Source organism: Acinetobacter sp. YH12100, from assembly GCF_013419135.1.
GTDB classification, from domain to species: domain Bacteria; phylum Pseudomonadota; class Gammaproteobacteria; order Pseudomonadales; family Moraxellaceae; genus Acinetobacter; species Acinetobacter pseudolwoffii.
The window spans coordinates 46,238-67,174 of record NZ_VPAQ01000006.1 but is presented as its reverse complement, the minus strand read 5'-3'; the positions used below and the strand labels follow the sequence as shown (position 1 = coordinate 67,174).

General features: G+C 43.2%; 16 protein-coding genes. 11 read left to right on the top strand and 5 right to left on the bottom strand.

The features are described 5' to 3' along the window. Positions 1-318 precede the first annotated feature (318 nt). Positions 319-1,020, bottom strand: a complete 702-nt coding sequence (locus FTU40_RS05910) for a VIT family protein (RefSeq protein WP_005097209.1) — start codon at positions 1,018-1,020, stop codon at positions 319-321. A 277-nt stretch (positions 1,021-1,297) separates the two neighbouring features. On the opposite strand from FTU40_RS05910, the gene FTU40_RS05905 reads away from it, so the two are divergent. Further along, entirely contained in the window at positions 1,298-1,999 is a 702-nt protein-coding gene (locus FTU40_RS05905; protein ID WP_180040139.1) for a DUF1003 domain-containing protein, read from the top strand. A 142-nt stretch (positions 2,000-2,141) separates the two neighbouring features. Here the strand turns inward: FTU40_RS05905 and coq7 are convergent, their stop codons facing one another. Next, positions 2,142-2,777, bottom strand: coding sequence for a 2-polyprenyl-3-methyl-6-methoxy-1,4-benzoquinone monooxygenase (coq7, locus tag FTU40_RS05900; protein WP_074383217.1), 636 nt, complete (start codon positions 2,775-2,777; stop codon positions 2,142-2,144). A gap of 3 nt (positions 2,778-2,780) precedes the next feature. Beyond that, positions 2,781-4,100, bottom strand: coding sequence for an MFS transporter (locus tag FTU40_RS05895; RefSeq protein ID WP_180040138.1), 1,320 nt, complete (start codon positions 4,098-4,100; stop codon positions 2,781-2,783). 174 nt (positions 4,101-4,274) lie between these two features. On the opposite strand from FTU40_RS05895, the gene FTU40_RS05890 reads away from it, so the two are divergent. The 4 genes from FTU40_RS05890 to FTU40_RS05875 all read left to right on the top strand — a co-directional run bounded on the left by FTU40_RS05890 (position 4,275) and on the right by FTU40_RS05875 (position 12,644). Further along, positions 4,275-7,031 carry an autotransporter assembly complex family protein gene (locus FTU40_RS05890; RefSeq protein ID WP_180040135.1) on the top strand — a complete coding sequence of 919 codons (2,757 nt, stop codon included), beginning with the start codon at positions 4,275-4,277 and terminating at the stop codon, positions 7,029-7,031. Between the two features lie 36 nt (positions 7,032-7,067). Next, positions 7,068-11,591 (top strand): translocation/assembly module TamB domain-containing protein, encoded by a 4,524-nt coding sequence (locus FTU40_RS05885; RefSeq protein WP_180040133.1) that lies wholly within the window; start codon positions 7,068-7,070, stop codon positions 11,589-11,591. A gap of 335 nt (positions 11,592-11,926) precedes the next feature. Then, a complete protein-coding gene (locus FTU40_RS05880; RefSeq protein ID WP_005097200.1) occupies positions 11,927-12,127 on the top strand; it encodes a hypothetical protein in 201 nt (66 codons plus the stop codon). A 313-nt stretch (positions 12,128-12,440) separates the two neighbouring features. Continuing rightward, entirely contained in the window at positions 12,441-12,644 is a 204-nt protein-coding gene (locus FTU40_RS05875) for a hypothetical protein (RefSeq protein ID WP_005097198.1), read from the top strand. Between the two features lie 88 nt (positions 12,645-12,732). On the opposite strand, the gene xseB is transcribed toward FTU40_RS05875, so the two are convergent. After that, entirely contained in the window at positions 12,733-12,927 is a 195-nt protein-coding gene (gene xseB, locus FTU40_RS05870) for an exodeoxyribonuclease VII small subunit (protein WP_005170556.1), read from the bottom strand. After that, positions 12,917-14,188, bottom strand: coding sequence for an exodeoxyribonuclease VII large subunit (gene xseA, locus FTU40_RS05865; RefSeq protein ID WP_074383211.1), 1,272 nt, complete (start codon positions 14,186-14,188; stop codon positions 12,917-12,919). The genes xseB and xseA overlap by 11 nt, the downstream gene beginning before the upstream one ends. Positions 14,189-14,538: 350 nt before the next feature. Here xseA and FTU40_RS05860 point away from each other — a divergent pair, with 350 nt between their 5' ends. The 6 genes from FTU40_RS05860 (at position 14,539) to gltS (ending at position 20,900) form a co-directional block, all read left to right on the top strand. Further along, positions 14,539-14,973 (top strand): I78 family peptidase inhibitor, encoded by a 435-nt coding sequence (locus FTU40_RS05860; protein ID WP_005170565.1) that lies wholly within the window; start codon positions 14,539-14,541, stop codon positions 14,971-14,973. A gap of 114 nt (positions 14,974-15,087) precedes the next feature. Beyond that, positions 15,088-15,447, top strand: a complete 360-nt coding sequence (locus tag FTU40_RS05855; RefSeq protein WP_005097193.1) for a hypothetical protein — start codon at positions 15,088-15,090, stop codon at positions 15,445-15,447. Positions 15,448-15,661: 214 nt separating this feature from the next. Beyond that, complete coding sequence (locus tag FTU40_RS05850) at positions 15,662-15,931, top strand: hypothetical protein (protein ID WP_005097192.1); 270 nt, start codon at positions 15,662-15,664, stop codon at positions 15,929-15,931. Positions 15,932-16,228: 297 nt separating this feature from the next. Further along, entirely contained in the window at positions 16,229-18,868 is a 2,640-nt protein-coding gene (locus FTU40_RS05845; protein WP_074383209.1) for a bifunctional aconitate hydratase 2/2-methylisocitrate dehydratase, read from the top strand. Positions 18,869-19,330: 462 nt separating this feature from the next. Then, positions 19,331-19,552, top strand: a complete 222-nt coding sequence (locus FTU40_RS05840; RefSeq protein WP_074383208.1) for a hypothetical protein — start codon at positions 19,331-19,333, stop codon at positions 19,550-19,552. Positions 19,553-19,676: 124 nt separating this feature from the next. Continuing rightward, positions 19,677-20,900, top strand: a complete 1,224-nt coding sequence (gltS, locus tag FTU40_RS05835; RefSeq protein WP_005097189.1) for a sodium/glutamate symporter — start codon at positions 19,677-19,679, stop codon at positions 20,898-20,900. Positions 20,901-20,937: the final 37 nt, after the last annotated feature.

Sequence of the window (20,937 nt, the reverse complement as noted above, 5' to 3'; positions counted from 1 at the left end):
CTGGAATTTATTCTAAGATCAGTAAAAACCCTCAAAGCAGTAAAAATGCATCATCGCGCTTTTACTTTTTCTTGTTATAAAAAATAATCAGCAATACGATAATGATCACCAAGATGGCAAGAATGATCGCAGTTTCCATAACAATACCTCTCAGACATAGATCTTAAGGTTTAAGCGTCTAAATTAAAACTGAACGTAAATTAAAATAAACTCAAGTTTTGTTAGAGCCGTTAGTTTTTCGAAAAAACATTTTTCAGTGATGTTAATAGAAGAACCGCTCAATCCTATTCTGTATTTAACTAAAAAATAAACCCATATTTAGGCAACAGACACATTAAATAATGATCCGATCCACGCACTGAATAACATGGCGATAATTCCCCACAGCATCACCCGAACTGCACCTCTCCAGACGCTCACTCCACCGGCATAGCTCGCCAGTGCACCCATCATCCCCAAACTTAAAACGCCAATCAGCATGACGCCTTTATCCAGATAGTGTTCCGGTAGAATCATGATTGAAATTAAAGGAAATAATGAACCTACCGTAAATGCCATAGCCGAAGAAAATGCAGCGAGAAAGGGCTGAGCCGAGGTATGTGCTGAAATACCAATTTCATCCCGGGCATGGGCATCCAAGGCATTATGGTCGGTCAACTGTTCAGCGACCTGTTGTGCCAAAGCGGGTTCCAGACCTCGTTGTATATAAATCGTTTTGAGCTCATTTAATTCATGGGTGGGATGGCGTTGCAGTTCGCGCTCTTCCATGAGTAGATCATTGGTTTCAATATCTTGCTGGGATTTTACTGAAATATATTCACCAGCTGCCATTGATGCGGCGCCAGAAATCAATCCGGCAACACAGGTTACCAATAAAATTTCAGTGGATGCTCCACTGGCTGCGATACCCACCACCAGACTGGTGACCGAAATAATCCCGTCATTTGCCCCCAGTACAGCTGCACGAAGCCAGCCCGCACGTTCGATATAATGTTTTTCAAGATGGTATGAATGGCGCACAATGAAGCCCTTTTTTATTATCATTATGATTATAGTAAATTTAAGTCATGTATAGATAGTAGGATTGAATCGATCTGAAAATTACCTTGAATGATCAGATCATAGTGCGCTTGGTTAAGTATTTTATCAATCCAAAATAAAACCGAGGTGAAATTCATTTATTCAAAAGACCAGACGGACTTGATATATAATTGATATCCAAGGGATCAAATTTATTTAATAAAAACAATTATATAAAAATTATAGCTGAGTGAGCTGGTTTAAAAAGAGAATTATCATGAAAGAAAAAAATGAGAGCCATAAATGTTTGGTGTGCGGCAAGCACTTTCTTCTGAAAGATCTTACTCCGATGGGAACGGTCAGAAAAGTCATTACTGAAGAGATTGGCAAGGATATTCCAGTCTGGACGCCGCAAGATTATATTTGTCAGACAGATCTAACCCGCTATCGCATGCAGTATGTACATTCATTATTAAGTTTGGAAAAGGGTGAGGTCACAGATCTTGAGGTCGAAGTGATTCATAGCATGCATCAGCATGAACTGATCACCAAAAATGTGGAAACGGAATTAGAGCAAAAGTGGACCTTGGGTGAAAGGCTGGCCGATAAAGTTGCAACTTTTGGTGGAAGCTGGGTCTTTCTGATCTGTTTTGCAATTTTTCTAGGTCTATGGATTACGATAAATACTGTGGTGATGGTGACTCAGCCTGCAGACCCTTATCCATTTATTCTATTGAATTTAATCCTTTCCTGTCTCGCGGCAATTCAGGCACCGGTCATTATGATGAGTCAGAATAGACAAGAGGCAAAAGACCGTCTACGTTCTCAAAATGATTATCAGATCAATTTAAAAGCCGAACTGGAAATCCAGCATTTACATGAAAAACTCGATCATCTATTAATGCATCAATGGGAAAGGCTGGCGCAAATACAGGAAATCCAGCTGGATTTACTCTCGGAAATGAGCAAGAAGTATTGAAATGAAAAGCTGTGGTATTTCTCATATTTTATATGGATTGTAAATAAAGGATGATCGCATATCTTTAGCGAATAAATTTAGATCAAAATTTGAGACACATTAAAAAGCCCACAATGCGTGGGCTGAGATCGGATCGATCTTTTTAAATAAAATAACTGGTCTTGGTCATGAGTTTGGAAATAGCTGTCATGGTGATTTTGACCGGAGCAGGCAGATCTACACCGCCTGCCTTCAACGCTGTATCCCGATGATGCAGCTCATCTTCATTCATCTGTTCCAGAATGCGCCGAGAACGCTCATCTTGCGGCGGCAACTGACTGATATGATGCTGCAAATGCATGCTCACCTGACGTTCAGTTTCTGCGACAAAACCCAGACTGTATTTATCACCGGCAATTCCGGCCAGCGCGCCCATACCAAAGGACAGGCCGTACCAGACCGGATTGAGCAGACTGGTATGGCTATCCAGTTCTTTCAAGCGGTCTTCACACCAGGCCAGATGATCCTGCTCCTCAATCGCTGCCTGTTCCATTTCACGACGCACATTCGGAAGTTTTGCCGTCATGGCCTGACCATGATAGAGCGCCTGTGCACACACTTCACCACTATGATTGACCCGCATCAAACCTGCCACATGACGGGCATCGCTCACCGTCAATTGTGTTTCTACCGGTTGGGCTGGATTTTCACGTTGTGCCGATGTCGTGCCCGGGACGAGACTGCGTAATGCCTGATCAAAAGAATGAATCAGCTTGTCGACACCTGTATATTGACGCATGAATTAATCCTCCAAGGGTGTTTTCGCGGTTTTGATCATGGGTTTGAGTCGGAAAAGCAGCCATAGGGTAAACAGGCCGCTTAACACTGCGGTAATACAAAAAAGTATTTTAAGATCAAGCTCTAAAACACTTAAAATAATAATCGAAAATATAGCAGAAGATACCATGAAAACGGCATTCAGAATGTTATTTGCTGCAACCACACGCGCACGATGTGAGCGGGGAGAATGCGCCTGCATCATGGCATAAAGCGGTACGATATAAAAACCGCCACTAATCCCGAGTAAGGTCACTGCCAGCATCACATGGTAATAACTCCAGCCTTGCTGAAACACATCAGCCAGACCGATTAATTCACCGGTACGTGCTGGAACAAAGGCCAGACTCGCGGCCAGATATAGGGCAAAGATCACCAGACCGATTGCGCCAAAAGGCACCATCTTGATATTGACCTTGCTGCCGCCAATTTTACGGCATAAATATGAACCTAGCCCGATTCCGACAGAAAAGAAAGTTAAGAGCAGGCTGGCAACATTTTCAGAGGCATGCAGATTTTGCAAGGTCAGTTGAGGGATTTGAGTCAGATAGGTTGCGCCGTAAAACCAGTACCATGAGTTGCCCAATAAAATGGTAAAGACTAATGGCAAACCCTGGGCATATTTTAATGTTTGCAAGCTGGTACGGAAAAAATTCCAGTCAATTTGCAGTTCTGGCGCAGGGATATTCTGTTTGAGAATATAACGACTCGATCCATAACCAATCAGGGCGATCACAACGACTGTTAAACTGATCCAGATCAGATTACCAGAAGATGCAGCAATGACCGCACCACCCAGAATCATACCGAATAAAATTGCCAGCGATGTTCCGGACTGAAACAGGGCATTGCCAGACATCAGCTCATTGGGTTTTAGCACTTCCGGTAAAATGGCATATTTGATTGGGCCAAAGAAGGTGGACTGGGTTCCCATCAGGAACAAGGCAAATAACAGAATCCAGAGGTTGCCAAGCAGGAAACCCACCGTTCCCAACAACATAATCACAATTTCCAGAATCTTTAAATAGCGAATCAGCTGTGAACGTTCGTATTTATCGGCAATTTGTCCGGCGGTGGCTGAAAAAATAAAATAAGGCAGGATAAACAGCAAAGCAGCCAGATTATTCAAGGTGCTGATGCTGGCCGATTGCTGCTGAATCCAGCCGTAGGTGATGACCAGGAGTAACGCTTGTTTAAATACATTATCGTTTAATGCACCAAAAAACTGCGTCAGAAACATCGGTAAAAAGCGCCGAGAAGCTAACAAATGTTCATTTTTGTTCATATAGAGCGTGCTACATTAAGTTTTATTAAGAAATGTCAGTTATGCGTAAACATTGAGAAAAATCATGTAAGATACTTTCAGCCATGTAAAGGTAAAAACCAATCAATTAAGCTCTTTAGCTTATATTTTTCGGTCAAATAATCAATTAAAGAATGTATTCGTTTCGAGTTTGCCATGCCTGCAAAGAAAAAATTTAAAAAAACGATGCTTCATCGCAGTATGGGGTCGCTTATACCACTTCAGAGTGGGGCACAGCTGTGTATGAGCATTTTTTTTATGATGTTATCCCATCAGAGCATGGCACAAACCGAACAGCCTGAAACACCTGTGGCCATTTCTCAGGCAGAAATGGTAGATGAACTGTCCAAAGAAGCGATGCGACAGGGACTGGTAACATCTGAAAATGAAGCCACCGAAAAAATTGAAGAAGCGATACAGCCGGAAGCATCTGTCGACAGCATGTTGATGCTGGAGCAACAGCAAAATGCAGGCTCCGGTCTGGACGTATTTACACCGATCCAGTTCGATGATATGGAAGAGCTGCCGATCCAGTCCATTGACCAGAACATGGCGAATGAAATTTATCGTGAGGCCGAGCAAGCCAAGCAGGAAGCACAAAATTATCGCAATACCCAGACCGCTGAAACAGTCGTAGCAGATATCAGTCAGCAAGAGTTACTTGAAATCAATCAGGCACCTGTAAATGTCGACCAGTTGATGCAATCGATTCAGGCAGACAGCCAGATTATTGTACAAAATAATGAAGCCGGCATGACTTTGCCAGAAGTAACGGGGCCACTTGTTGCTGAAGATGAGAAACGTCCCAATATTTTTAAACGACTATTTTATAAAATCCGTCCGCCACGTCAGATCATGACCGCGAGAGTTCCGCGAATTAGTGCGGATGTGGTGATTATGAACGGCGAAGGTATTGCGCAAAGCAATGGTATGCTGAATCGTGGAGCTGAGCCTGAAGGCTATCTGAATTTAAGAAATAATGTCAAAGCCAAACTGTCCAGTTTTACCCAGGAGTCTTTTGGCGACTTTAATTCCGCTTTGCCACAACTGCGAACCTTGTCCCGACAGGCGGCACAGGCAGTCGGTTATTACAATGCCCAGTTCAGGTTTGAAAAAATCTCTGATAGCCGCGTTCGGGTTTTTGTCACCCCGAATGAACCTGTGCTGATCACTACACAAAATCTGGAATTTAGCGGAGCGGGTGCGGAACAGCCGCAATTCCAGGTCATCAGTCTTTTGCCTGAGCAGGAAGAGGGCGATATTTTCAATCACGGCAATTATGAACAGACCAAACAACGGATTAATACTGCCGCCAATAACAACGGTTATTTTGATTCATACTGGCGCTTGCATGATGTCAAGATTGCACAGCCACAAAATACGGCCGATGTAAATCTACGTTTCGAGACAGGCGAGCGTTACAAGCTGGGCAATGTCGAGTTTAGAATGAGTGATCCTGAAAAGGAATTTCCGCTGGATCGTGATGTACTCGAAAGTCTGGTCACCTGGAAAGATGGTGCAGACTATACCTTCTGGCGAGTGAATAGCCTGGCCAATAACCTGACCAACTCGCGCTATTTTAACTATACCCTGGTGGACGCAATTCGCCCTGATCCGGTTGACAGGGAGCTGGAGCTGGCACCGGATATTCAAAGCCTGATAGAAGAACAGAAACTTTCTGAAGATCAGGCGACTGCGACACAGCCTGATCGCTCAGTGGCATCTGCTAAAGAAGTCACTCAAAATGTCGTCGATGAAGACCAGTTTGCCGGTAGCCGCGATCAGGAAAATCCAAATTTAAGAAGCTTGCGGGTCGAGCAGCAGACCAAAGAAAATGAGCAGGAGCGTTTAAAGGCACAAGCGCGGGAAGAGAAGAAAGTTCCAGTGATTGTGACTTTAAATGCAGACCGTTTAAACAGTGCTGAACTGGGTCTGGGTTATGGAACAGATACCAATATCCGTCTACGTGGTCAGTACCGCCGCGCCATTGTAAATAAGCGCGGACATTCTTTTGATGCCAACCTCGAGTTGTCCGGTATCCGGCAGTCCATCGATGGTCGTTATAACATTCCTTATCACCATCCGCTGAATGATTATGTCAGTATTGTCGGTGGTTATGAGCGCGAAGAACGTGATGGCGTGGCTCAAGGTGAAGGTCTGCAAATTGAATCGGCAGTGCTGGGTGTAGACCGGATTATTAAAAACCCGCTGGGTAACTGGCAGCGTACTTTTGGAGCGCGTTACCGTCTGGATCGCTTGAAGCAGAATGGTTCTGTTGATTTTAACCAGATTCCGGAAGCGTTTCGCTTTAATACCGAAGATGAACAGCAGTCGTTACTGGTCGGTTATGAAGTTTCACGTACCGATACCGATCGTCGGGTCAATCCGACCAAGGGTTTCAAGCAGACCTACAAAGTCGAGCTGGGTAGTGAGGCGTTATTGTCTGATGCAGATATGGCGATTGTAAATGCAGGCTGGCGTTTTATCTATTCATTGGGTGAAAATGCAGATCATCAGTTTGTTGGACGTGCTGATGCCGGTTATATCTTCACTGAGGATTTTGCCAAAGTGCCGTATAACCTGAGATATTTCACTGGTGGTGACCAGAGCATTCGTGGTTTTGATTACAAGAGTCTTTCTCCGGAAATTGAAGGCTTTAAAGTCGGGGGGCAGGCCTTAGGGGTTGCTTCCTTAGAGTATAACTATCAGTTTAGGGAAGGCTGGCGTGCTGCGGTTTTTGCAGATGCCGGAAATGCTTATAATAAAGAGTTCAGTAATCCGACCGAATATGGTGCGGGTGTGGGGATACGTTGGGCCTCACCGATTGGACCGATTCGTATCGATGTGGCGACTGGATTGTCTGATGACAATCACCCAATTCGTCTGCATTTCTTTATTGGTTCGCAGTTATAAAACATCATTTTTTAAAAATAGTTATTTGGGTACATCATGGTCGAGAACCAACCACAGCCAGAACAACAACCACAAGATAGCGTTGTGCCGAAAAAGCGCCGTATATTGAGAAGTATCCTGTTGTCGGTACTTTTCTCACTCATTTTCCTGCTCTCTGTGCTGGCGCTGCTGTTTTCGACCAATCAGGGCAGTAAGTTCCTGCTAGATCAGGTATTACAACGCCAGCAAATTATTCATTATGAATATGAAGGCGGAAATTTATGGCGTGGAATTATTCTTAAAAATGTGCTGGTCAGCCTGAAACCGGTCGATGTTAAAATTGATCGTGCTGATGTAAAACTGGGCTGGCGGGCGATCATCAAAAAAGAAATTCATCTGAATGAAGCAGATGTCCGTAACCTGCAAATTATTAATAAAACTCCGTCTAGCAGCGAACCTTTCAAGTTCAATGCCATCCGTTTGCCTTTTGTGCTGCGCGTCGATCATCTGCTGCTTGATCATCTGGTGATTAAAACCCAAACCACGGCAGTTGATTTTTATAATATCGAATTAAATGATGCGCTCTGGTCTGGTACCGAATTAAACTTTGAAGATTCCCGCATGGATATGGGTTATCTCTCGGTGCGTGAAGCGACGGGTAAAATGCAGTTTGAAGGCAAATATCCACTGGATGCCCGCGCAATCGTCAATCTGCCTTCTTTAAGAGACAGCTTGAATATTCATGATATTCAGGTTCGGGCGCGTGGCACGCTGGATACGATTCAGGCAGGCGTAGCGACCAATACACCTGATTTATTAACCGGTTGGGCCATCGTACATCCAATGCGGCCCCAGGTGCCGATGCGTGGCGAGTTAAAATTTAAAGATTATAACTGGCCGATTCTGACTGAGCAGAAACTGTTTACGAAAGACGGGATTGCCGAGTTCAATGGAGATATCGATCGTCTGGACTTGAACGTCCGTACCGACCTGAGCGGTGAAAATATTCCACAAGGCCAGTATAACGCGGTGATGTATACCGATCTGGTCAATCAGCTCAACATTACCGATCTGAATGGCCAGCTGATGAAAGGTGCGGTTAGCCTTGCCGGGACAGTGGGCTGGAACGAACAGGTAAGCTGGGATCTGAACGGACGATTAAACGGAATTGATCCTAGGCATGAACGTATCCCGCAAGTCGTACAAGACTTTTTACCACCAAGCCTGGATGGCAATATTGCCTCAAAAGGCAATCTGGAAAATGGCCTGCATCTGACGGCGCTGGTAGATTTTGACCGTTATGAAACTTGGAATATCAAGCTGGATCAGAATCCGGTTAAAGACAATAAAGCACAACCGATGCTTCTGGATGTTGCCTGGCAAAATATCGACCGCGCCGTACCCTATGTCGGCTGGCTCAGCAGTCAGTCTGGCGATGTGAAACTGGCACTGGTCGAAGGCCAGCAGAATATTCATGTGGCAACCAAAGTCGAACAGCACGAACAAGGTCTTCTGCCAGCAGGCATGTATCAGGCCAAACTGGATCTGAAAAATAATATTCTAAATGTGCCGAGCTTCAATTATAGCGCCAATGCACAGGCAGGTAGCTTAAGCGGTCATGCGCGAATTGAACTGCCACAAGAAAAACGCCAGTTGAAATGGACTGCATTATTAAACGCCAAAGACTTAAATACCCGAAGTCTCGCTGCGGCTTCACCGATAGACCGTTTAAATGGCCAGATCAAGGCCAATGGCTATGCACAACCCAATCAGCAGATTATTAAACTGTCTAATGTAGACCTGACTGGGCGCCTGGCAGAACAGAACGAAACAGTACGTCTGACCGGTAACAGTACCATTGCTTTATTATTCCATAATGAAAAAGCCGGCGGTGGTTTTAGAGGCTATGCAGTCAATTATGATGGGGCTTTAAATGCCAGTCAGTTGCAAGCCAGTCAGGGAATCCTGAAACTGCGTGTTTCAGGTACACCAGAAGTATTGAGAGTCAATGAATTGCGTCATGATGGTATCGCTGGCAAGATTAATGCCAATGGTCTGGTGAATCTGGCAAATGGTATTGGCTGGGATATTAACGCTTCATTAATCCGCTTTAAGCCGCAATATTTTAATGCCAACCTGAAAGGCGAGTTGTCGGGCAATGTAAAAACCCAAGGGGTTTGGTCAGATGCCTTAAAACGCATTCAGATCCAGCGTTTGAATCTGGCCGGTATGTTAAATAACAAGCCGGTACGAGGCACAGGTAATTTATCAGTCATTATTAATTCAAATCAGCGTGGTTTTGTCCCAGAGCAGTTTGAAGCCAATAACCTGTTCCTGTCTTATGCCAGCAACCAGATTCAGGCCACTGGCAATGCGCAGAATCTGCAACTCAAAGTCAACGCACCAGCATTGTATGAGTTATATCCGGGCTTAAGAGGTCGTGCACAGGGCTATATCAATATGCAGGCGCAGCCACGTTTGCAGGCTTCGGCAAATCTTTCGATTGATAATTTTGCCTTTAAAAACCTGATGAGTGTGCAAAAAATTCGTGTCCGCGGGCAGTTGCCGACCTCGCAGACCACAGCAACCTTATTAACTGCCACAATGGATCGCTTGCGTAGCGGTTCACGGGAAATTGTACGCGGGGAAATATCACTTGCCGGTACTCGTGCGGCGCATATCCTTAAAGTTCAGGCAGAAAATAAACTGTCAAAATTCTTTGTGCAGTTGGCCGGTGGCTTTAATGCACAAAATAACTGGCTGGGTCAGATTCAAAAAGGTGATTTTGACTCTTTGCGTGCTCATTTAGTACAGCATCAAAATGCGGCAGTGATTTATAATGCGGCCCAGTCTGATCTGTTTGTCGGTGCACATTGCTGGATGAGTCAGCAAAGCCAGTTGTGTTTTGATCAACCGATTCGGGTCAATAAAACCCGTGGCAGCGTATCCTTTGTGACCCAAAACCTGGATCTGGATGATTTCAGTGCATTCCTGCCTGAAGGGCTGGCATTGACCGGTAAAGTGAACGGTTATGCCAAGGCAGCCTGGGCGCAAGGTGCTAAACCAAAAATCGATGCGCGTCTGGTCACCCGAAGTGGTGTGGTCGGCTTATCTTCGGAAGACCCGGATTATTTAGGTTCTACCCTAAAATATGATGAAGTGGGTCTGGTGGCAAAAAGTGTCGCAGAAGGCTTGCAAGTTCGACTGGATGTAAAAACTCCGGATATCGGGACAGGGTATGCCAATGTCATTATTGATCCATATCGGGACAGTAAACCGATGCGTGGCGAAATTGCCTTTAATCAGGTACAGCTTAAAGTCTTTAAACCCTTTATTCAGGACATCCGTAATCTGGATGGCACCTTGTCCTATGCCGGAAAAGTGAGTGGAACCTTAACTGATCCTTTGCTGGAAGGTGAGGTTCGAGTCAAAGATGCTTCGATCAGCATGATCTCCTTGCCGGTGAATCTGACCAATGTGCAGTTGTATTCATCGATACGTCAGAATTCTGCCAGTATTAATGGTGCATTTAACAGTGGTCGTGGCGTGGGTAAATTGACCGGTTCAGTCGACTGGAAAGGTGATCCGCGAGTGCAGTTAAAACTGCAAGGTGAAAATCTGCTGATTCGTCAGGCACCTTTAATTACTGCCGTGGTTACGCCCGATTTAACTTTGGACATGTATCCATTCAATAAAAAGCTGAGTCTAAGTGGTACGGTTGATGTGCCACGTGCACTAATTTCTATGCCTGAAGCCTCAGAACCTGTGGTTGGACTTTCTTCAGATGTACGTGTCGTACGTGAAGGTGATGACCAGTTGGCTATTCTCAAATCTGCCCGTCCTTGGGATATTCGGGCTGATGTGGCGGTTTCTCTGGGCAATCAAGTGATATTCCAGGGCTTTGATAGCCGTATTCCGCTATTGGGCCGGGTCAATCTGTCACAGCGGGGTCTGGAAACTGCGATGCGTGCCAATGGTGCGATCGGGGTATCACAGCGGGTGAAAATCGAAGCTTATGGTCAGAGTCTGGATCTGAACCGTGCCATTGCCCGTTTTAATGGTGAGTTGACCAATCCGACGCTGGATGTTGATGCCAATAAGTCGGTTCAGGGAAGTACGGTCGGGGTACGGGTGACGGGCACTGCTTCAAGCCCAAATATTCAGATTTATAATGATGCTGGCTTGTCAGAGCAGGAAGCTTTAAATGCCTTGATTACTGGTCGTATCAACGAAGGTGCATCCGGTTTAAGTCAGGCTGAAGGATTCAGATCTGATGTGAATAATACCATTGCCGCAGCAGGTATCAGTCTGGGCCTGGGTGGAACCCGCGCGCTGACCAACCAGATTGGACGGACGTTTGGCTTGAGTGGTTTGGCACTAGATGCACAAGGAACAGGGGATGATACCCAGGTGTCGGTGACCGGCTATATTACCCCTGATTTATATCTTCGTTATGGCGTCGGAGTTTTTACCCCGGTGAACAAACTGACTTTACGTTATCAGGTGAATCAGCGTCTTTACTTGGAAGCGAGTCAGTCCTTAGAACGTGCAATTGACTTGTTCTATAATTGGCGTTTCTAATCATAAGGACAGATAAATATTTTTAAATGATTGCTAGATTTCATTAGATATCTTTAATTGATCAAAAAATGTTCAATTTATTCATATTTAAATAGATGCTGAAAATACCCTCATCCTTCTGGGATGAGAAGCACTGCTTCGCAAGAGGATGAGGGTATTTTATTTATAATGATTAAAAAATGACTTATCAAAGAACGCTAGTATCTATTGATATGTATCTGGCTTGAAAACCGCAATATAGACCCGGTTACACAAATGATCATGCTTGACCCTTGAATGAAACGATCAAATGTTTGAGCATGATATTTTCTGGGTTATAGAAGTGATGGATCGCCATGATAGATGAAGAAAAGCCGTTAAACTTCGATGATGACAATGAGCCTCAAGATTTCGAAGATGAAGAGTTTATCGATGATAAGAAAGAGGATGAGCTGTACAACACGATTACCAAAGATGGTTCAAGTGTTGATCCTGCAGATGATGGCACGCGGCATATTCGCCCTGAAGATGGTAATCCCATAGAAGTTGAAGAGTAAAGAAAAAAGTCCAATTCAATATTGGGCTTTTTATGTTCGTGATTTTCTTTGTCATGAAGTACAGTGCTTTGGGTATACACCTGTAGAAGCAATGAATATCAGAATTTAAGCGCAATGGGCTGCAAAAAAGTTGTGAAATATGGCTGAAATTATGTTTCTGTTACATCCTTAAGAAAAATGAATGAAGCAATAAATCAGCGCTAAAATATAAAAAATCAATCAAATCAGATCATAATAAATTGAAAATCAATAAAGCCTTAATAAAATTAGGTGTATATTGAAAGTACAATTTCACTCATCAGAGTATGTTCGCATGGCAACTAAATTTATAATCCGTTTTGCAATGATTCTATTCGCTGTACTTATTTTGACTGCGCTTTCGATTCAATTTTTCTTTGATCCAGAAGTGACTGTGGTTTTATGGATCTTCGCTGTACCCTTTATTCTGGGGGTGCCAATTTTAGCCTCTGTCGTATTGGCAAGTAATGAGGAACTGGATATTCATAGCGTAAATTAAATTGAAAAAAGCCCTCATTTTTTGAGGGTTTTTTATGATATAAAGATGCTTAAATAGCCTGAGCTACTCAACTAGAGTCATTCAATCACTAATCTTTAAATGTGTCATTTAGCGCACTTTGCACCGCTTCAACACGTGCCTTGCAGGCTTTATAGGCGCTCATGGATTCTTCCACGATTTTCATCAGATTATCAATGTCCGGTTCTTGCTGAGATTCGAGCAATTCCGCATTCTTTTTCAAGATGTCATAGCCTTGCTGGAAGCTTAAAGTATCATGAGTCATGGGGAAGTACCTGTATAAGTTGTGCTGAAAAAATGCCATCCTGCAGTTCTACCTGAACCGGATCGCTGGGCTGAATCTGGTTGATAGAACCCACCACATGTTCTTGCTGACGTACGATGGCATAACCTTTCGATAAAACATGTCGTGGGTTTTGCAATAGCGTTTCCCGCATCAGGGCATCTAGCTGCTGATTGATTAGTTGGGTATGTTGCTGAGCCAGACTGGAGGTATTGGCCTTGATCTGTTGCAGACGTTGCAGGGCATCCATAATTTGGCTGTTGGCCAGACTTTGAATGAGTTTTAAGAATTGATCATTCTGATTTTGGTAGGCCTGAATTTGCTGTTGAGATAAACGCTGAATCCGCTGTAAATAATTCAAGACATCTTGTGTGAGTTCGACTATATGATTGCGAATTCCGGCGATGACTTTACTCGGAGTATCAAAGGAGCGATGCGCAATCTCATCCAGAATGGTGTGGTCTTTTTCATGTCCGATGCCCACCCAAATCGGAACCGAGCGTTTACAGAGCAGGGCAGCCAGATCATAATCATTTAAATAAGCCAGATCATTGACTGCTCCGCCACCCCGAATAATGACGATTAAATCTGGCGCAGTGTCATAGGTTTTCGCCCATTGTTTCAGAGCTTGTGCCAGACTCTGCATAATGCTTTGCGGGGCAGAATTTCCCTGAAAAGTCGCAGTGTGATAGATAAACTCGCAAACTTGCGCACGATGTAGTGCATCGGCATCTTTTCTGAAATCTCCGAGACCTGCTGCGTTTTCGGGAGCAATCACTAAAATTCGGTTCAAATCAAAAGGGCTGGGCAGGTTTCTATTACGCTGAATCAGCCCTTCAGCGCTTAGCCTGTCAATAATCTGCTGATAACGCCGGGCAATATCACCCAAGGTATAACCCGAGTCAATCTCGACGATATTTAAAGAAAAACCATATTGTGGATCAAAATTGGCTTTGACTTTAATCAGAACTTTGAGATCACGACTTAATTCAATCCCGCTTTCACGTTCAAATTGAGTGACAATTTTCTGGGCGCTAAATTTCCAGATGGTGGCTCGGCAACTGGCAATGACCTGATCGCTATCAGCCTCTTTTTCTGCCAGTTCCAGATAATAATGACCTGCTTTGATACTAAGGTTACGAATCTCAGCTTTGACCCATACCGGCGTATCGAAAGTGAGTTTGACCACTTCCTGAACTGTCGCAAGATATTCCTTGAGGGAGAGTTGGAGATCGTCTGTCATGCCAGTAGAAAGTTTAAAATTCAATCAAATAGTAAATCAATCTGGCAAAGATCACAAATCTAAAAATGCAGTTATTTAAACTTTATGTAATGACATTGTGTTGATAATGGAATGAAGAATCACTTCATTGAGAACGCTAAATTAGTATTCGTCTCAATTTAAACAGATTCCACGCATCTCTAGCTTCAGCAATCAAATAGTTGGCAAGATAGCAATACTGAATTTAGCAATACTTTTATTCTTAAACTTTATTGAAGGTGTTTGATTAACAATGTACACAGACTTGTGCCTAGAAAAGGTATGGAAATATGCTAAATTAGTGCAGAATTATTGAAGAAGAATACACGCTCATGAAAAAAACAATGCTGTTCGGTTTGCTGGCGGTTGCTTTAAGCGCCTGTACCACTACACCACAATCAGAAACGGAAGCGCCTAAAATAGGTATGCCAAATCCGGCGAGCACTTATTGTGTCAATCAGGGTGGCAAGCTTGAAATACGTAATGAAAGTAATGGCCAGGTTGGATATTGTCATTTAAAGAATGGACAGGTGGTAGAAGAATGGGAGTTGCTGCATATGAACCAGCCTAAATGTATTGCCGATCAGGCGATGACATTGGTTGGTCAGTCCAACCTGACTGAAGCGCAAATCAAACAGAAAACCCAGGCGCAGATTGTACGTATGGTCGAGCCGGGCCAAGCAGTCACCATGGATTATCGTGAAGAGCGTGTGACAGTAACTGTAGATCCTGCCAGCAAAAAAATTCTTCAGGCTTCATGCGGTTAATCATTTAAAAAACAAAAGCCCATTGATGGGCTTTTTTAAATTTAGAGTCATACTGGCATTTTAAATGACAAATCTTCCCCGATCTTTTATATTGCCCCTCGGAAGGAGAAACTCATGAAAAAGTTATTGGCTTTATCGTTTATGCTGGCTCTGGCCGGTTGTGCCGAGAAGAAACCCTTAACCCCTGAAGAGCAGTGGCAAGGTTATTGTCGAAGTGTGGGAAATGCCGCGCGAACCATTATGCTGGATCGTCAGAATGCGATTGAGAAAGAGAAAGCAATCGAGCATGCCCTCAAGATCGATGATGAAACCACCAAAGGTTTTATTCTGAACATTATTGATGAAGTCTACGCACTTCCAGCCGAAGAGATTAAGGCAGATGTAAAAGCAGCCCGTGAAAAAGTCCGCGCTGAGTTTACTGAAAAATGTATTGCCACGCCGCATGATGAATTACCAGATTACAAACCGTTCTAGGGAACGGTTTTTTAATGGCTGAATCAGGCATAGCAACATCTCTTTAAAAAAAGTATCAACCCGAATAAAAGACAAAAAAACCTCTACTTAATAATAAAAAAATAGCCTAAGCAAAATGTACACTTTGTGACAATTTCTAAATCTAAAATATAGAAATACTTATCTTTATATTGAATAATGAATTTAACTCCAATTACCCGAGGAGTAACACAATATGCAAGTCGTCAGATATTTACATCATTCTGATCTGCTCTTAGAAGATGAACATGGTGTAGTCATTATTGCTGGTAGTCGCTATGTCCTGAGCGTAGGCGACAAAGTATTTTTAAAGAAGGTGCTAGAACAAGAAAAAAAGCTGTATCAGGTGGATATTTCCTTTGCCAGCAATAATCACAGCACGATGTGTGAAGATGAATGCGTGGTGAAATTCAAAGGCTGCCGGGATTCATATCAGCAATATTTAAACTCGACCACTGTACACTAAGGTGGAGTATCTTTTTAACTTCAAATCAGGCAACATCATGGTTGCCTTTTTTATGCATTAAATTCAGTTAAAAGGGCCTGCTCATAGGCTTGTTTCTTGAGATCTGATCTAAAAGTGATTATTGAATAATCATTAAGAGCATCATTTAGTTATAAAATAACGAGCATCACAAAGAAACACTTGAGTTGCATTAACTTTTAACTGGAAATTTAGTAAAATTTCGGAGTCCATATTATTTGTGAAGCTTGGAATAAGCAGGAATTCATAAGTAATTTTTTAAAAAAGAGGAATAACACTGTGCTAGAAGCTTACCGCCAACACGTTGAAGAACGTGCCGCACTCGGAGTCCCACCGAAGCCACTTGACGATGCCCAAACCGCTGCATTAGTTGAACTACTAGTTAACCCGCCAGCTGGTGAAGAAGCATACTTGGTAGATTTGCTTGAAAACCGTGTACCAGCAGGTGTTGACCAAGCTGCATATGTAAAAGCTGCGTTCTTGGCTGCATTGGCAAAAGGCGAAGCAACCTCTCCACTTATTTCTAAAGAACGTGCGGTTTACTTGCTAGGTACTATGCTTGGTGGTTATAACGTAGCGCCTTTAGTTGAACTTTTAGACAACGCTGAACTTTCTGAGCTTGCTGCTGAAGCGCTTAAGAAAACGCTTCTTGTATTTGATGCATTCCACGATGTCGCTGATAAAGCAAAAGCGGGTAATGCAAATGCACAAGCTGTTATGCAGTCTTGGGCTGATGCTGAATGGTTTACTTCACGTCCAGACGTTCCTGAAGAAATCAAACTGACAGTTTTCAAAGTCACTGGCGAAACCAACACTGATGACTTGTCACCTGCACAAGATGCTTGGAGCCGCCCGGACATTCCATTGCACGCAAATGCAATGTTGAAAAACGTACGTGACGGAATCAACCCGGAAGTTCCTGGTGAAGTTGGTCCATTAAACCAAATCAAAGAATTGATCGCGAAAGGCAACCAAGTTGCTTACGTAGGTGACGTTGTTGGTACAGGTTCATCTCGTAAATCTGCAACCAACTCTGTGCTTTGGTTCTTTGGTGATGACATTGCTCATATCCCGAACAAAAAAGACGGTGGTTACTGCCTAGGTTCTAAAATTGCGCCAATTTTCTTCAACACGATGGAAGATGCGGGTGCATTACCGATCGAGATCGATGTTGGCAACATGAACATGGGCGATGAAATCGTTCTTAAAATCGATCATGCTGCTGCGAAAGTTTCTGCATCTAAAGACGGTGCTGTAATTGCTGAAGCTGATCTTAAAACACCTGTACTTCTAGACGAAGTTCGTGCTGGCGGTCGTATTAACCTGATCGTTGGTCGTGGTTTGACCACTAAAGCACGTGAAGCTTTAGGTCTTCCAGTATCTACGTTGTTCCGTACTCCGGTTCAACCTGCTGCAACTGGCAAAGGCTTCACTCAAGCACAGAAAATGGTTGGTCGCGCTTGTGGTCTTCCTGAAGGTCAAGGCGTACTTCCAGGTACTTACTGTGAACCTAAGATGACCACTGTTGGTTCGCAAGATACCACTGGTCCAATGACGCGTGACGAATTGAAAGACTTGGCTTGCCTAGGTTTCTCTGCTGACCTTGTTATGCAGTCTTTCTGTCATACCGCTGCGTATCCAAAGCCAGTTGACGTTCAAATGCAACACTCGCTTCCTGATTTCATCATGAACCGTGGTGGTGTGTCTTTACGTCCAGGTGACGGTATTATCCACTCTTGGTTAAACCGTATGCTTCTTCCGGATACTGTGGGTACTGGTGGTGACTCGCATACTCGTTTCCCAATCGGTATTTCGTTCCCGGCGGGTTCTGGTCTGGTAGCTTTTGCTGCAGCAACTGGTGTTATGCCACTTGATATGCCTGAATCTGTACTTGTGAAGTTCAAAGGTAAAATGCAGCCTGGTATCACACTACGTGACCTGGTACATGCAATTCCTTACTACGCAATTCAAGCGGGTGACTTAACTGTAGAGAAGAAAGGTAAGAAAAACATCTTCTCTGGTCGTATCCTTGAGATCGATTTGACAGAAATGGAAACTGACCTGACTGTTGAGCAAGCATTCGAATTGTCTGATGCTTCTGCTGAACGTTCAGCTGCTGGTTGTTCGATCACGCTTTCTGAAGAGAAAGTTGCTGAATACCTTCGTTCAAACATCACTATGCTTAAGTGGATGATTTCTGAAGGTTATGGCGATGCGCGTACAATGGCTCGTCGTGTTGAGAACATGGAAAAATGGTTAGCGAATCCATCACTGCTTAAAGCGGATGCGGATGCTGAATACACGAAAGTGTATGAAATCGATCTAGCTGACATTAAAGAACCTGTTCTTTGCTGCCCGAACGATCCAGATGATGCAAAACTTCTTTCTGACGTTCAAGGCGTGAAAATTGACGAAGTATTCGTTGGTTCTTGTATGACAAACATTGGTCACTTCCGTGCGACTGGTAAATTGTTAGAGAAAGTTCCAGGTGGTGCATTGTCAACTCGTTTGTGGATTGCTCCGCCAACGCGTATGGACGAACATCAGTTGATGGAAGAAGGTTTCTATAATATTTATGGTAAAGCTGGTGCGCGTACTGAAATGCCAGGTTGTTCATTATGTATGGGTAACCAGGCACGTGTAGCTCCGAACACAACTTGTGTATCGACGTCTACACGTAACTTCCCGAACCGTTTAGGTCAGGGGGCTAACGTTTACTTGGCTTCTGCTGAACTTGCATCTGTTGCTGCTGTATTGGGTAAATTACCAACTCCAGAAGAATACCAACAATATGCAGCTCAAATTGATAGTATGTCAGCTGACATCTATCAATACTTAAGCTTCGACAAGATGAGCGAATATACTAACGCTGCTGCGAATGTTGATACGAAGAAAATTGCTGCTGCTCAATTGACTTAATGAGCTAGGATTAAGAAAAGCCGAAAGGCTTTTCCCTAGCGCAAGAGCAAATCTATGATTTTCTTTGTTAATTAAGTAATAAGCGGTATAAAATAAGGGCTGATTTGTCAGCCCTTATTTTTTTTATGAAAATAAGAAATTAAAATTAGAACTCAAAAATTAGGTATGGAAAATAATAGAGAATTTTTTAAATATGATGAGGCCTTAGAGTCATTAATAAATAAAAAATTAATACGTGATATTGGTAATAAGGGGGAAATATTTGAATTGATACAGAAAGGGTGGGAGTTGACATCTAATTTAAATTTTGCAGCATGAAATTCTGTATCTTTTCACAACTTCAGAATTAAATTTTTGAGTATGTCCAATATTGAAAAACTTTTATTGGTAATGCTTTACACTTTATCCAATAAATCGTTTAATCCCCACATTGAAAAATAATTTAGCAAGTTGACCTAAAACATGCCTAAACAATCCCGATTCCTCTGTATTGGCGGTTTTCTTAATGGAACTCAAGTCAAAGACCAAGGTGACAACTTTGAGTGTGTCGAAAACTCAAAGAAAGTCATTTATGCGAAGAAAGAAATCTTCCATCAAGACGCGTGGAATCACGATTACTATGTGTGTGAGACAACCACAGATCAGCAAGCGCGCAACTGGGTTTATGATATTCCATCACGTTAATTGCGTCTATTCGGGCTATAAATTAAACAATTATTAGAAACAATAACTTGCATTACATTTCTATGATTGATTTTTCATCTCTCTTTCCCAAAACTGTATGAAAATAAAGCCAATAGGGAATGTTATGACTTATGAAATAGATGCCTTTGGCACTCTAGTAATTGCTGTTTTTTTTCTTTTTATTGGGCGGTATCTTGTTAGTAAAATTAGCTTCTTTAGGAACTATAACTTACCTGAACCTGTAATCGGTGGTTTAGTCGCAGCGATTACGGCCTTTATTCTCTATAAATTGTTTAATATCAGTGCCACATTTGACGCACAAATTCAAACCATCCTGATGCTGATGTTCTTTACTTCTGTTGGCTTAAGTGCAGACTTTTTGAAACTGAAAGAAGGTGGAAAATCGCTCCTGACCTTCTTGGTCTGTGTCATTTTATTTGTAGTCGTGCAAAATGCTGTCGGTATGAGTTTAGCCACAGCGCTTGGACTTGATCCACTGATTGGCTTGATTGTCGGTTCCGTCACCTTAACGGGTGGTCATGGTACCGCCGGTGCCTGGGGCGAGGTTCTGGAAACTCAATATGCGATCCAGGGAGCAGTTGTCCTTGGTATGGCAAGTGCTACCTTTGGCTTGATTATTGGTGGACTTGTGGGCGGTCCAGTTGCCAAGTTCCTGATTAAACGCAACCAACTGGCTGAAACAGTAGCGCAAGAGACTAATGAACAGCAGCTCGAATCGCACATTAACACCGCACCCTTTGAGTATCCAAAGAAAACCCGATTGATTACATCCAGTAATGCCGTGTCGACTTTGGGGATGTTTGCCCTGTGTATTTTTGTCGCCAATCAGATGACAGACTTCAGCCAGGGAAGATGGTTTGAATTGCCCACTTTTGTATGGGCTTTAGGCACAGGTGTGATTGTGCGTAATGTCTTGGAGCATGTGCTGAAAGTCGATATCTTCGACCGTGCAATCGATGTATTTGGCAATGCGTCTTTATCCCTGTATTTATCTATGGCTTTACTATCACTGCAACTCTGGTTACTGGCCGATTTGGCAGGTCCGCTCATTACCATTTTATTGGCGCAGACAGCGGTATTGATTTTATTTACCGCAATTGTGACCTTTAGAATCATGGGCAAAAATTACGATGCAGCAGTATTAGTGGCAGGGCATTGTGGTTTTGGTATGGGGGCAACACCGACAGCGATTGCCAATATTCAGGCGGTGACCAATAGCTATGGTCCATCACATAAAGCTTTTTTAATTGTACCGCTGTGTGGTGCATTTTTTATTGATATTGTGAATGCTGTGGTGATCCAAAGCATCATTGCATTTTTCGGCTAAATGTTAATACGTTTTTAAAATCATACATGCAATAAAA

What these genes read in the sequence shown, in the direction of transcription:
- FTU40_RS05885 (WP_180040133.1), top strand. Translation starts at nt 7,068, where the DNA reads ATGGTCGAGAACCAACCACAGCCAGAACAACAACCACAAGATAGCGTT.
- FTU40_RS05905 (WP_180040139.1), top strand. Translation starts at nt 1,298, where the DNA reads ATGAAAGAAAAAAATGAGAGCCATAAATGTTTGGTGTGCGGCAAGCAC.
- FTU40_RS05890 (WP_180040135.1), top strand. Translation starts at nt 4,275, where the DNA reads ATGCCTGCAAAGAAAAAATTTAAAAAAACGATGCTTCATCGCAGTATG.
- xseB (WP_005170556.1), bottom strand. Translation starts at nt 12,927, where the DNA reads ATGACTCATGATACTTTAAGCTTCCAGCAAGGCTATGACATCTTGAAA.
- FTU40_RS05850 (WP_005097192.1), top strand. Translation starts at nt 15,662, where the DNA reads ATGCAAGTCGTCAGATATTTACATCATTCTGATCTGCTCTTAGAAGAT.
- FTU40_RS05880 (WP_005097200.1), top strand. Translation starts at nt 11,927, where the DNA reads ATGATAGATGAAGAAAAGCCGTTAAACTTCGATGATGACAATGAGCCT.
- coq7 (WP_074383217.1), bottom strand. Translation starts at nt 2,777, where the DNA reads ATGCGTCAATATACAGGTGTCGACAAGCTGATTCATTCTTTTGATCAG.
- xseA (WP_074383211.1), bottom strand. Translation starts at nt 14,188, where the DNA reads ATGACAGACGATCTCCAACTCTCCCTCAAGGAATATCTTGCGACAGTT.
- FTU40_RS05895 (WP_180040138.1), bottom strand. Translation starts at nt 4,100, where the DNA reads ATGAACAAAAATGAACATTTGTTAGCTTCTCGGCGCTTTTTACCGATG.
- FTU40_RS05840 (WP_074383208.1), top strand. Translation starts at nt 19,331, where the DNA reads ATGCCTAAACAATCCCGATTCCTCTGTATTGGCGGTTTTCTTAATGGA.
- FTU40_RS05855 (WP_005097193.1), top strand. Translation starts at nt 15,088, where the DNA reads ATGAAAAAGTTATTGGCTTTATCGTTTATGCTGGCTCTGGCCGGTTGT.
- gltS (WP_005097189.1), top strand. Translation starts at nt 19,677, where the DNA reads ATGACTTATGAAATAGATGCCTTTGGCACTCTAGTAATTGCTGTTTTT.
- FTU40_RS05860 (WP_005170565.1), top strand. Translation starts at nt 14,539, where the DNA reads ATGAAAAAAACAATGCTGTTCGGTTTGCTGGCGGTTGCTTTAAGCGCC.
- FTU40_RS05875 (WP_005097198.1), top strand. Translation starts at nt 12,441, where the DNA reads ATGGCAACTAAATTTATAATCCGTTTTGCAATGATTCTATTCGCTGTA.